At 41.1% G+C, this 11,983-nt stretch carries 14 protein-coding genes; 7 read left to right on the forward strand and 7 right to left on the reverse strand.

Annotation, left to right across the window (positions count from 1 at the left end):
* The first annotated feature begins 227 nt into the window (after window positions 1-227).
* Together JFC08_RS01925 and JFC08_RS01930 are read left to right on the forward strand one after the other, a co-directional pair.
* Window positions 228-668, forward strand: a complete 441-nt coding sequence (locus tag JFC08_RS01925; RefSeq protein WP_198329494.1) for a hypothetical protein — start codon at window positions 228-230, stop codon at window positions 666-668.
* Between the two features lie 116 nt (window positions 669-784).
* On the forward strand, window positions 785-1,216 hold the full coding sequence (locus JFC08_RS01930; RefSeq protein WP_198329495.1) for a cell division protein ZapA: 432 nt from the start codon (window positions 785-787) through the stop codon (window positions 1,214-1,216).
* Window positions 1,217-1,298: 82 nt separating this feature from the next.
* Here JFC08_RS01930 and JFC08_RS01935 read toward each other — a convergent pair whose 3' ends face one another.
* Together JFC08_RS01935 and glyS are read right to left on the reverse strand one after the other, a co-directional pair.
* The gene (locus tag JFC08_RS01935; RefSeq protein WP_228139026.1) at window positions 1,299-1,595 is read right to left on the reverse strand and encodes a hypothetical protein; all 297 of its coding nucleotides are present in this window, start codon (window positions 1,593-1,595) and stop codon (window positions 1,299-1,301) included.
* 357 nt (window positions 1,596-1,952) lie between these two features.
* Window positions 1,953-4,046, reverse strand: a complete 2,094-nt coding sequence (gene glyS, locus JFC08_RS01940; protein ID WP_198329496.1) for a glycine--tRNA ligase subunit beta — start codon at window positions 4,044-4,046, stop codon at window positions 1,953-1,955.
* A 125-nt stretch (window positions 4,047-4,171) separates the two neighbouring features.
* Here glyS and JFC08_RS01945 point away from each other — a divergent pair, with 125 nt between their 5' ends.
* Complete coding sequence (locus JFC08_RS01945) at window positions 4,172-4,630, forward strand: DUF6998 domain-containing protein (RefSeq protein WP_109591761.1); 459 nt, start codon at window positions 4,172-4,174, stop codon at window positions 4,628-4,630.
* Window positions 4,631-4,638: 8 nt separating this feature from the next.
* On the opposite strand, the gene glyQ is transcribed toward JFC08_RS01945, so the two are convergent.
* Together glyQ and JFC08_RS01955 are read right to left on the reverse strand one after the other, a co-directional pair.
* Window positions 4,639-5,628 (reverse strand): glycine--tRNA ligase subunit alpha, encoded by a 990-nt coding sequence (gene glyQ / locus JFC08_RS01950; protein WP_420825203.1) that lies wholly within the window; start codon window positions 5,626-5,628, stop codon window positions 4,639-4,641.
* Between the two features lie 451 nt (window positions 5,629-6,079).
* Window positions 6,080-6,292, reverse strand: coding sequence for a PspC domain-containing protein (locus JFC08_RS01955; protein WP_045444125.1), 213 nt, complete (start codon window positions 6,290-6,292; stop codon window positions 6,080-6,082).
* Between the two features lie 554 nt (window positions 6,293-6,846).
* On the opposite strand from JFC08_RS01955, the gene nadR reads away from it, so the two are divergent.
* The 4 genes from nadR to JFC08_RS01975 all read left to right on the forward strand — a co-directional run bounded on the left by nadR (window position 6,847) and on the right by JFC08_RS01975 (window position 10,095).
* Window positions 6,847-7,887 (forward strand): multifunctional transcriptional regulator/nicotinamide-nucleotide adenylyltransferase/ribosylnicotinamide kinase NadR, encoded by a 1,041-nt coding sequence (nadR, locus tag JFC08_RS01960; protein WP_198329497.1) that lies wholly within the window; start codon window positions 6,847-6,849, stop codon window positions 7,885-7,887.
* Between the two features lie 104 nt (window positions 7,888-7,991).
* A complete protein-coding gene (pnuC, locus tag JFC08_RS01965) occupies window positions 7,992-8,723 on the forward strand; it encodes a nicotinamide riboside transporter PnuC (RefSeq protein ID WP_198329498.1) in 732 nt (243 codons plus the stop codon).
* 195 nt (window positions 8,724-8,918) lie between these two features.
* Window positions 8,919-9,371: an Mpo1 family 2-hydroxy fatty acid dioxygenase gene (locus tag JFC08_RS01970; RefSeq protein ID WP_198329499.1), complete on the forward strand. Its 453-nt coding sequence runs from the start codon at window positions 8,919-8,921 to the stop codon at window positions 9,369-9,371.
* A gap of 514 nt (window positions 9,372-9,885) precedes the next feature.
* Window positions 9,886-10,095 carry a type 2 periplasmic-binding domain-containing protein gene (locus JFC08_RS01975; RefSeq protein WP_198329500.1) on the forward strand — a complete coding sequence of 70 codons (210 nt, stop codon included), beginning with the start codon at window positions 9,886-9,888 and terminating at the stop codon, window positions 10,093-10,095.
* Window positions 10,096-10,251: 156 nt separating this feature from the next.
* Here the strand turns inward: JFC08_RS01975 and JFC08_RS01980 are convergent, their stop codons facing one another.
* The 3 genes from JFC08_RS01980 to JFC08_RS01990 form a co-directional block, all read right to left on the reverse strand.
* Entirely contained in the window at window positions 10,252-10,668 is a 417-nt protein-coding gene (locus tag JFC08_RS01980; RefSeq protein ID WP_140412966.1) for a roadblock/LC7 domain-containing protein, read from the reverse strand.
* Between the two features lie 8 nt (window positions 10,669-10,676).
* Window positions 10,677-11,210, reverse strand: coding sequence for a GTP-binding protein (locus tag JFC08_RS01985; RefSeq protein ID WP_060491787.1), 534 nt, complete (start codon window positions 11,208-11,210; stop codon window positions 10,677-10,679).
* Window positions 11,211-11,214: 4 nt separating this feature from the next.
* Window positions 11,215-11,983, reverse strand: a 769-nt coding sequence (locus JFC08_RS01990; protein WP_227697582.1) for a BLUF domain-containing protein, incomplete at its 5' end; no start/stop codon positions are given.

Genomic DNA, 11,983 nt, shown 5'->3' on the forward strand with positions numbered 1-11,983 from the left:
GATTATTGCTTAAAAAATATTGCTTAAAAAATAAAAATAGACGAATAAAATAGGTGTGAGACATCGCTTGATATTATCAATCAAACCATGGCTAATAAAAATAAACAAACAACACCTAATATAGGTAATTACTTTGTTGATATAGATATTATGCGGTCACCTATGGCATTATTAAACGCAGAGAACTAAATTCATTCACGCTTACTTGTTAAGGATAAAAACTGACTATGTATGATCAACTTAGAATATTAGAAAAAATGATACTCGACATAAAAAAACAGTATCAGCTTGTCAGTGCTGAACTTAGCAGCCTCAAACAGCATCCTGTTAGCGACCCTCAAGAGCTTGCAGCATTAACGACCAAGCTCAACACTAGTCATAGCGAACGCGACGGTGCCAAAAAACAATTGAACGATCTCGACAAGCGCTACCAAAGCTTGGCTGAAGCGCATCATATGATAGGCGAAGAGCAAGACAAACTGCAAAAACAGGTCAGTCAATTGCAACAACAAAACAGCCAGTTACAGCAACAAAATAATGAATTAAAGCAGCAATATAGCGATATTAAACAGCAAAACAGTAAGCTGCAGAAAAAGAATCAATTGGCAGCGGAGCGTACACAAGTTGTATTAAAACGCTTAACCCACATCGATCAAGTAGAAGGCTGATCAGTGATGGCAATGAGCGATGACCGATCATCACTGCTTGCTAATGAAACCGACAAAATCAAAACGGTAATATCTTATATTACTCATTTTACTGACCAAACATTGTAGGATTTATCATGACCGATGACCACAAAAACTCTATAGAGAAACAGCCACAAAATGGCCAACAGCAGAATATTTCTTCTAAACCACAACCAGTCGCTGCAACTGGTTCAAATACGTCGAGTGCTACTGTGAAAACCACTATCCCTGAACCACAAATCAAAAAGGTTGATATTGCAATTGCGGGTGTCACTTATCCTATTTATTGCCCAGTACACGAACAAGAAGAGCTGCTCTCAGCTGTCTCGTATATCAATAACCATGCACTAGATCTCAAACGAGATGCGCCAAGCCTCAGTCAAGAAAGTATCTTAGTACTGTGCTGCTTGAATTTGTATGAAAAAATACACACCAATCAAAGAAGCGATGAAGATCGACTACAGCAAGACAAACAATCTGAAGCGCTATTAAATAAAATTATGAAAGACGCACAGTCTGTTTTATAAGCCTGTATTAAGCGACGAAACAATAAGCGCTTCGCTCTGATGAGCCAAGCGCTTTTTTATGCTTAAGTCATAACCCAATTATTTATACCTCAGGGTTATAAACCTTACCTGCATGAAAGTCTGCTTGATGCTCATAATTACAAAAAAACAATGCTTGGTTTTCGCCAATAGCACTCTCACTATTTGCAGCCAAGTTGGGCTTGGTTTCAAGGACGCCGCGGTATTCAGCCAAGCTGTTGCCACAAAAATTGCACTGACGCGGTGTGATCACATCGCCTTTTTTTGGCATCATGCTTTTGGGCGCACGCGGGTACATAAATTTATAAAACCCCCACATTACTATCCAAATAACAATGATGATAATGATAACAGCAAACACGGCAGTGCTCCTTTGAATATGAGTAAGCGCTATGAATGATAAAAGCCGCTTGGCGGATTATTCAATACGTCTGAACAGTATAACTTAACCAGCAATACTGACGATATAGTCAGAGCATTTTTAAACCGCTACGGTGTTACCCGCCCTAGATGTACTTAGTGTACTATCTGCGGTCGGTCGCCTTGTAGCGATTCTAAAATTCCTTGACTATAGTGCTATGCTTTAGCGAGTTAATTGTCCATCCATTTATCATGGTAATTTATCAATAAATGCCATGATACTGTGTAAAAAACTGGCCATAGCGGGCCAGTTTTTGTATTAAACAGAAAATAAAGTGAGCGATCTATATTAGTGAAACTATAGCTGCAACTCACTGATATCAGCGACGGTTAAAAACAATGCGCGTACTTGCTTAAGCAGCGCTAAGCGGTTGTTTTTAAGGGCGGCGTCTTCACTGTTGACCATCACATTATCAAAGAATTGCGTCAGCGGCTTATCTAAGCTGGCAAGCGTTTGCAACACTTGTGTGTAATCAGCTTGTTCTAGCAGCGGTTTAACCGCCGTCTGCGCTTGCAGCACACTTGCATATAAACTTTGCTCGGCAGATTCAGACAATAGCGCTTCATCGACAGTATCAGCGACACTCACTTCTGACTTGGCCAATATATTGGCAACACGCTTGTTTGAATCAGCAAGCATTGAAGCTTGTGACAATTCGCTAAAGGCTTGTACCGCGCGAATACGCTGATCAAAATCAAGCGGCATATGCGGGTTAATCGCTTGCACTGCCTGAATGGTATCGACGCTCACGCCCTGTTCGGTATACATCGCACGATAGCGCGAGTTTAAGAATGCCATGACCTGAGTAAACGTATCACCCATTTTTTCAATCTTGCTGCCTTCAGCGTCACTATAGCCTTTAATCGCTTGCTCAACGAGCGCTACCAAATTAATTGGCAATTGCTTTTCGATCAAAATACGCAAGATACCGATGGCTGAACGACGTAGACTGAACGGATCTTTTGAACCCGTCGGTGCTTGGTCAATGGCAAAAATACCAACAAGCGTATCTAAACGGTCGGCTAATGCTAAGCAAATGCCAATTGGTGTTTGTGGTAATACGTCACCGCTGAACTTTGGCAAATACTGCTCTTCTAAACTGGCAGCCACTGCTTCAGGCTCATTATTCAAACGCGCATAATAAGTGCCTGCAATACCTTGTAATTCAGGATATTCACCGACCAATGAGCTTGCCAAATCTGCTTTTGACAAAATACCCGCACGCACCGTTTCATCGATATCAATCTGCTGACCCTGCTGTTGCATCAAGGCGGCAATAAAGGCGGCAAGCTTGGCAATACGCTCAGATTTTTCCCAAATCGTACCCAGCTTGTCTTGGAAGACACGAGTTTTGAGGCTTTCTGTCAACGCAAATAATGGCTGCTTCTGGTCTTGTAAGAAGAAAAACTCGGCATCGGCCAAACGCGGACGCACGACTTTCTCATTACCTTCGATAATTTGATTGGGATCTTTTGACTCAATATTGGTAATAAAAATAAAGTAAGGCTGCAACTTGCCTGCTTTATCAGTTAAGCAAAAATACTTCTGATCCGCTTGCATGGTCGAGATAAGCGCTTCTTGCGGCACCTGTAAAAAACGCGGCTCAAAGCTTGCTCGTAGCGCAATGGGAAAATCAACCAATGCGGTGACTTCATCCAACAAATCTTGTGGCACGATAGCATCTGAATTAACTTCATCAGCCAATGCTTTGACTTGGTTTTTGATCAGCATTTGACGCTTATCAAAATCAGCCACGACTTTTAGACCGCCTAGTAATTCTTCGTAGTCATTGGCGTGCGCAATCTCATGATAATTAGGACTATGGAAGCGATGACCACGAGTTTGTGTTCCCGTCTGATGGCCTTGGATAGTAGCGTCAATGACAGTACTATCTTGCATCAATACCACCCATTGTACTGGACGCACAAATTCATTGCGGCTGGCACCTGAACGCATACGCTTAGCAATCGGTAAATTGTCTAGTGCTGTCTGGAAAATGGCAGCTAACAGTTCAGTAGTTGCTTGACCATGAATGACTTGCTCATAACCGACATAATCACCTTTATCGGTGTTAATCGTTATCAGCTCACTGGCTTCAATACCTAAGCCTTTCGCAAAACCCATCGCTGCACGTGTTGGATTACCTTCCGCATCAAACGCGGCTTTAATCGCAGGGCCGCGTTTTTGCTCACTGCGATCCGGCTGCTTATCGCTAATGCCCTGAATCTGAAGCGCCAAACGACGCGGTGCGGCAAAGGCTTTAATACTATCGAAGCTGATTTCTGCTTCATTTAATTGTTCAGTGACACTCGCTTGTAGCGCATCACGTAGCGGTTTTAGGCTTTTTGGAGGTAGCTCTTCACACCCCAGTTCAAATAGAATAGTACTCATGGGAATCTCGGTTTATTAAGAATTTTTTATATATTTAAAAATTGAGTAGATTATAACAAAATCATGGTAATCAACAGTTGATCATATTATTGTGGAACACTATTTTTTATGTTTCGGAACCATTTATGATAGATCATGAAAAGCTGCAAACTCTAGTCAAACAGCTTTACAACACCGTCAACGAATTGGAAAACATGTTTCCCGGTCGACACTTTACTCCAGACGGTCATTTAGTAGGTAGCTTAGGTGAATGCTTGGTAGCAGATGCTTACGAGCTAGAACTATTAGCTGCAAGTAACAAAGGCTACGACGCTATAACGAAAGACGGTTTGAAAGTTGAGATAAAAGCCACTCAATCTAAATCTGTTGCCTTTCGAAGTGAACCTGAACATGCAATTATTATTAAAATAATGCCAAATGGTACATTTGAAGAAATATATAATGGCTCAGGTTCGCTTGTATGGGAGCAATTTAAAAATAAAAAACGACCTAGTAACGGTCAGTTCCAAATCTCTATTACTAAACTTAAAGCACTCAATGCAATGGTATCTGAACATGATCGAGTGCCTAAAATTAATATTTAGAACGAAAACTACTTATCTTCACCTTGTTCTTTTGGCAAATACTTATCAAGCGCCGCTTTACGATGCGCCTCATCTGTCAATGGAAAACCCAATTTTGCGCGTGCTTCAACGTAACCAATGGCAACCTTACGGGCAAGCGTACGCACACGTAGGATAAAACGCTGACGTTCAGTCACTGAAATCGCACCACGAGCATCGAGTAAATTAAAAGCATGTGAGGCTTTTAGTACCATCTCGTAGGCTGGTAGTGGCAAACCTTCGGCAACCAACTTATCTGCTTGCTGCTCATAAAAGTCAAACATCTCGCCCATCATTGGCACATCAGCGTGCTCAAAGTTATAGGTAGACTGCTCCACTTCATTTTGATGAAAGACATCGCCATAAGTGACGCGACCAAACTCACCATCTGCCCAGACCAAATCGTAAACGCTGTCAACACCCTGCACGTACATGGCTAAGCGCTCAAGTCCATAAGTGATTTCACCAGTCACCGGGAAGCACTCAAGACCGCCTACTTGCTGGAAGTACGTAAATTGCGTCACTTCCATACCGTTGAGCCAAATCTCCCAGCCTAGTCCCCACGCACCCAGCGTTGGCGACTCCCAGTTGTCTTCAACAAAACGCACATCGTGCACCAATGGATCAATACCAATGGCTCTTAGCGAGTCCAAATATAGCTCTTGGATATTGGGTGGATTTGGCTTTAGCACCACTTGAAACTGATAGTAATGCTGCAAACGGTTGGGGTTGTCACCGTAGCGACCATCAGTTGGACGACGTGATGGCTGCACATAAGCAGCATTCCAACGCTCAGGACCTAACGAGCGTAAAAATGTCGCGGTGTGAAAAGTACCCGCGCCGACTTCCATATCATAAGGCTGCAAAATAACGCAGCCCTTATCTGCCCAATAATTCTGTAGGGTTAGAATTAAATCCTGAAACGTCATCGGTTGAGGGTCTGTATTTTCTATCATCGGAGTTGTCGCTTGGGATGTCATAGTTTGGGTTTTCATAGTAAAGCCACTGTGGAATGGATATTTATAAATAAAGTTTTGATAGCACTCGTATAGCCTATTCGGCAACGACTCTATTTGCCTGCTCACCTTACTAAAAATTGACCATTTTATCTATATTTACATCAATTAAATTTATGCTGCAAACCTAAATGAGTCGTTATAAGGCTCATTTATAATCAAACTGCTGCAATATAGGAGACACAAAAGTAGCAGATAAAAAAATACCCAAATGCGCGAGCATCTGGGCAGGAGGAAAGGTATGTCTTTGGTATCCTGATGAGTCAGGCTTTTTGTTTTTTAGTCGAACTGCTGTTCTCTTTTTTTGGTAAAAATCTATCTGAACTAATCTCGATAGTAATGCTATCAAAACGATACTATTAAAATGGTACTACTATTAAGCTATTAAAAAGATACGAGCAAATACGAAATAACTTTATTGGTAAGATGCATTAGTCGCTTTTGGCATAATTATCCATAAAATTATATAAATTAAGATGCCAGGTACTGCTGCACTCAAAGATGAGATAATCACGAATAATACTCTCACCCAAGTCGGTGACCAGCCAACATATTCGGCAATGCCGCCCATTACACCTGCTATCATGCGATTGTTCTGTGAGCGATGTAGTTTTGCTAGTTTAGCCAAATCAAATACCTCTCTATCATTTCTATTGTTATTTAAAATTTCGCTTTTTTTCTTCTGTTGTTATGCTTTTTTCTGATTCTATTAAGGAAGCTGCTTAGCCCTCTTAACTTATGAATAAGTATAGCAACTATTTAATATTTATCTGTTGAACGTATAGACGTACTTTGTGAGTTTATGCTAACCAAGCTTGCCCTAATCTGTCATAAAACCTCATAAACTGCTGATTTTAAATAGTTATTTCAAAATGTTTCATGATTGGCTTTATTGCTGCCATATTACACATGTTGTTACAAATCCAATATTTCGCCATTTTCAGCACATAGATATTGTGTAGATGGAACTTCAGAAATGGTGAGATAGTCAAACGATCACAGTTAAATTAATAACTTGGTCATATTTTTATCAGAAAAAAGTCATATAAAAAAACACCCCTTTACAATAACCTACCTGTAAATCGCCTTAAACCTTTATAACATGCTGGTAAATAACAGATATTCCAGCAGTCTATCGATAAAATTAGTGCGATGAAGCATGAATAAAAATTAAGGAAAGCTATGTACGAGTCAGGATTGATGATTGGACATTTTGAACCACTACACTTAGGTCAAATGCGCAGTATATTGGCTGCGGCAGGACAAGCGAAAACCTTGCATATTATCATTATGGCGCATCCAGCACCTCATCCAGACTTTGACATTACTTTGCAAGATAAAGCACGTTGGCTACAGATGGCGTGTGCTGATTTGCCATTTATCCAGATTCATACCACTCATGAGATTGAGCTGCCGCTACATGATAGCTTCGTCGATGTGACAATCGACATTCCCGCCAGCAATGCCAAACTACAACGTTTGACGACAGCGCTCGACTTACCAGCAGATACAGTCTTGTTTGTCGCAGAAAACCACCCATTGGCGCAGAGTGATGTCTATGAGCGATTATCGATACCAGTCGTCACGACCCCGTTACAGCCTGAGTTTGATTCTTATGCCATCGCTCGTAATCCAGTCGCGCATTGGTCAGCTATTCACCCGCAAGCGCGCGGCGACTATACCAAAACGGTGGCGATTGTTGGCGGCGAAAGTTCGGGTAAGACCACATTGGTGCATAAACTGGCCAATTATTATGGCGCCAGCTTTGCTTTAGAGATGGGACGCTTATATGTCGGTACAGATTTGGGCGGTAGTGAAGTCGGTCTACAATACAATGACTATGGTCCGATTGCCCTTCAGCATGCTCAAGCTATAAGAGATGCGGCGGCTAATGCGACCGCTCCTGTCACCATCGTTGATACCGATTTTGTGACCACTCAAGCATTTTGTAAAGAATATGAAGGTCGCAGCCATCCTTTTGTGGCGGCTTGTATCGATGAGTTTCGCTTAGATCATACCATTATGCTGGATAACAATACGCCGTGGATTGATGATGGCATGCGCTCATTGGGCACGCCTGAGGCGCGTGGACGATTTGAGCGACGTCTTGTCGATATTTTTGCTCGTCATGATATCAAACCGCACATGGTGGATCAGCCAGATTATGATGCGCGCTATCAGCAAGCGCTGCTGCTTATCGATCAGTATGTTTATGGCAAATAGACGACAGGGTAAAAATAGCGATGGCGATAATACAAAAATAATATGATACTAAAAAATAAAATAAGCACCCATTGTAGTTTTAATACTTTAAGGAAAAAGGCTTTATGCGTATTCAGCTATTAGATAATATTACTGGAAAATGGGCGATGCAATGGATTGTCACTTGGTTCATTTGCGGGGTGATAGCATTATCCGCAGGTTTTTGGCTCACGACAGAACACACCACACTTGATATGTTTTATTTGGGCGTGTCTTTCGTTGGTTTGGTCTGCGTGGTTTCGCTATCATTTCGCAAAAATGTCATGGGCAACGGGCTGGGAATGGCAGCGACTGCGGGAGAAGTCGTCGTGCAGGCGACGTCTGGTGCAGTCGGTTTGATGCTCGCGCCACTTTTCAACTTTTTCACCCATGTCTACGGTATTTTTTATTGGTCAAAACATACCGATCCTGATGGCGACATGATACCAAAGGCGGCGAGCAAAGCAGTTTGGTTAATTACCGCCGCCTTTATTATTATTGGTCTCGCACTTTTCCCCACGGTAAATAATTTACTCGCCAGCTATGGCTATGCAGTGGTTGAAGATGATAATAGTAAATTCCTAGGATTTATTTCCTTCTTTTGGATCAACGTCATTGCTTTTATCCTCTCCATTACTGCACAAGCCGCGATGATTTTGCGCTATTCATTTAACTGGTGGTTATGGATTATCGTTAACTTTGTCTGGCTTATTGTCAATCTAATGTCGGGCAATTACATTTTTGCCATTCAAACCATGATATATCAAATAAACGCCTTTATTGGTTTGTATGAATGGCAGCGCAGTGAACAAGGTTAACGGTTATCTTGTATGGTCATAAGTGGTGATATCTTAAAAGAATAAAACCAAAGAGCTCGCAGATATTGGCAAACATGTTGATAACGTTATAGGTTTTGACTGTGGCGTCTATCAGATAATGTGGTGGACTGGCTCAATTAGTGCTACAACTGATAGGAGAGATTTTTCAATTCATCTACTAACATGGAGGTTAGTATGTCTCGTACTCAGCAAAAGCGCCTGTCTAAACGCACACTTGAGCAATGGCTTAGTGAATATTCTGTCAGTCATCAAAACCTAGTCAATAAAAAAATCCATTGGCTATGCGTTCCTACTATATTTGTCAGCCTGTTAGGCATGGGCATGTCGCTATCAGTTTGGTTTACCTTGGTACTTAGCGCGTTGGTATTGTTATTTTATATGCGTCTATCCACGCCGTTATTCTTGGCGATGGGAATGTTTATTCTTATTTGTTTGTCAGTAATGGCATTATTACCATGGGGCTTTAAGGTTTGGGCAGCTGTTTTTGTGGTTGCTTGGATTGGACAGTTCATTGGTCATAAAATTGAAGGCAAAAAACCCTCATTTTTTGAAGACTTACAATTTTTATTAATTGGTCCAGCATGGGTAGCTAATAGCTTGATGGGTCGTAAAAAAAGCCAAGCCTAACTATTTATCCTTGATAGTATATTTAAGCTCAGTACCGTTAGAATTAGTACCTAAAAACTGATATTTTGACTCAAAAAAGCACCGCTCAACAATCCGTTAAGTGGTGCTTTGTATATTACGCTATCAAAGAACAAGTTATAAAAAATAAGCTATCAAAAAAATTTATTGACTGTAATTAACTCCTCTAAATTTCAGAACAATAACACTGTAAATATAGCGTCAAATAACCACAGCAGAACCGTTTACTTCAAAATAGAACCATTCATTTTAGAATAGAACCAACAGCATAAATTCAGCCTATTCACCCGATAGTTAATACGTGACAAGCCTCTAGCCTCTACGCAATGTACTATAGAAATTCTTCATTACGCGCCATCACCGATAGATACAGCACTGCTGTCCCGTCCTAAACGTTGAGTTGGATTTTTCTGATCGACACATTGACTTGATCGAAGAAGGGTATGAGCTGGTCGAGTATTAAGAGCTGCAAGATTCCAGCGACTAAGCAAAACGGATGGCGCTGACTCGTTATTCGCTCTGTACCAGTCCCGATTATCTGAGCAGAATGGGATTACTTGAGACGCTAGCAGATTTGAGAAATCATGAATTTTTACAATATGGTCTGGGCAAAAGAAGCAATCTAGAGCTGACGGACGAAGAAGGCAGAAAGCTTAAGCACAGGATTCATGGCAAAATTAATGCCACTAATGCTGAGTTTTGGTAGATATGGCCGTCAAAGGTCAGGGCATTACCTTTATACAAGGTCGATATCTGAATACAGTGTCGATATTTGCTCACGCAAATAATATCACATGTCTATCACAGTCGAATTATCGCTTATAGCCCTACCGAATCCAGCAATCTTGGTTACTTGTGCGCCTTACTCAGTGATAGCAGAAATGACACCAATCAGTTTTTTGGTTTTATATCTTGCTTCTGCTAGTGCCATCTTATTCTGCGCTACCACAGTCAATACACAAGGTTTACCAATATAGTCAGTTTTGACAAATAGCATATTTCCAGCAGTGGCTTCGACGATAGTGATGTCGCACTTGCCCTGCTTCATTTGACTCGCGGATGAATCACTCAGTGCTGATAGTGTGCTACTCATCGCTGCAAACTTGTCCGTTTGATTGCTCAATTCACTGATCGAAAAACAACTAATGGGAAAGCCATCTGTGGTGCATAAGCTAACCAATATGACTTCTCTATTGGCGTCACACAATGCTTTCATGTGGCTTAATAACGCTATTTTTGCTGGTGATTTTTCGTCTAATTTTTCTTTTAACATAGTCATATCTGGCATTAGTCTTGATTATTAAGGGTATTAAATAATGACAACAGAGACACGGCGGACTCTCTGTTTCTAGGATCTGTATGGAGCACAGGTGCCACCACGTTATGCTGCATCAACATCACTCTTATTTCTTGTCCCAGTGCTGAAAGGCTATCTTTGTCAGCATCCTCGCAATGAGTGATACCAATGATACACGTGGTCTGATTTTTTTCTGGCGCAAAAAAGTGTAACAGCTTATCTAAATTGGCATAATCGGGTGTCTCGCCATATCTAATCAAAATGAGCAATCCCCATAGCGACTGATTGACGAACTCCCATAAAAAAGAAAAACGCTCTTGACCTGGCACACCGTAAATACCTAGTGCCATATCGTCAGACAGAGTGATACGCCCATAATCGATGCCGACTGTCGTGTACTCTTTACCGATATCAATACTAGATTTTGCTTCTGTTTCGATGGGGCTTATCTCGCTTAGGGTTTTGACCAACCGAGTTTTTCCAGCACCTACTTCACCAATGATTGCTAGCTTCTGATAATTCAATTTTTTACCTCATTCCTAAGAATTTTTTGATCGCACCATAAAATTTATTAGGTTTTTTCTCATTTACGGTTTGCTTATGTATCGGTGCTGCCTCTGTGACACTCAATAAACCTAAACGATCAAACTCTCTGATAATCTGTGTGACTTGATGATGGCTGCCAAAATCACCACTATCCGCTAGTGCATTAAACGAATAAGGCTTTTTAGTCAATTTGATACACAGGTTCATCATCATCTGCGGCTGGCTTTCATTGTTGAGATCAGGCCATGCCAGTAATCTTAAATCCTTACCTTCATAATACTTTTCAGGCACCGTATCAGATTTTTTTATATCAATAAACGGTTGAATACGTCTTTGTTGAGACTCATTAAAGCTGTTTAACACAGCGCTATTATTCTCAATGAACGCATTAAAAAAGTTGTCTTGATCCACAAAATCAAACACGCTCACAGCCCAATTATTAAAGCTGCGTTTGATCACGCGCACATCCAAAAACACCCAAAGATCTTCATGTCTAGGATCAGAAGCTATCTTACTCATTAACTTGTCTACTTCCAGATGAGGGCCTTCTAGCACTTGCAGATACTGACCGTCACGGTAAGAGATGATACCCGTAATTTGCGATTTTGGATTGTGCTTACGAGAAACGCTAACGATGTCTGATAACCCAGTAGGCATTCGAATAGTACGATCACTGATAGGCACTCTACTGACGTATGAGCTATGCTGAAGAAACCGTAGAGGTAAACTTGGTAAACTAAGCGTATTAATC

Origin of the sequence: Psychrobacter cibarius (genome assembly GCF_016107535.1) — a bacterium.
GTDB lineage: Bacteria > Pseudomonadota > Gammaproteobacteria > Pseudomonadales > Moraxellaceae > Psychrobacter > Psychrobacter cibarius.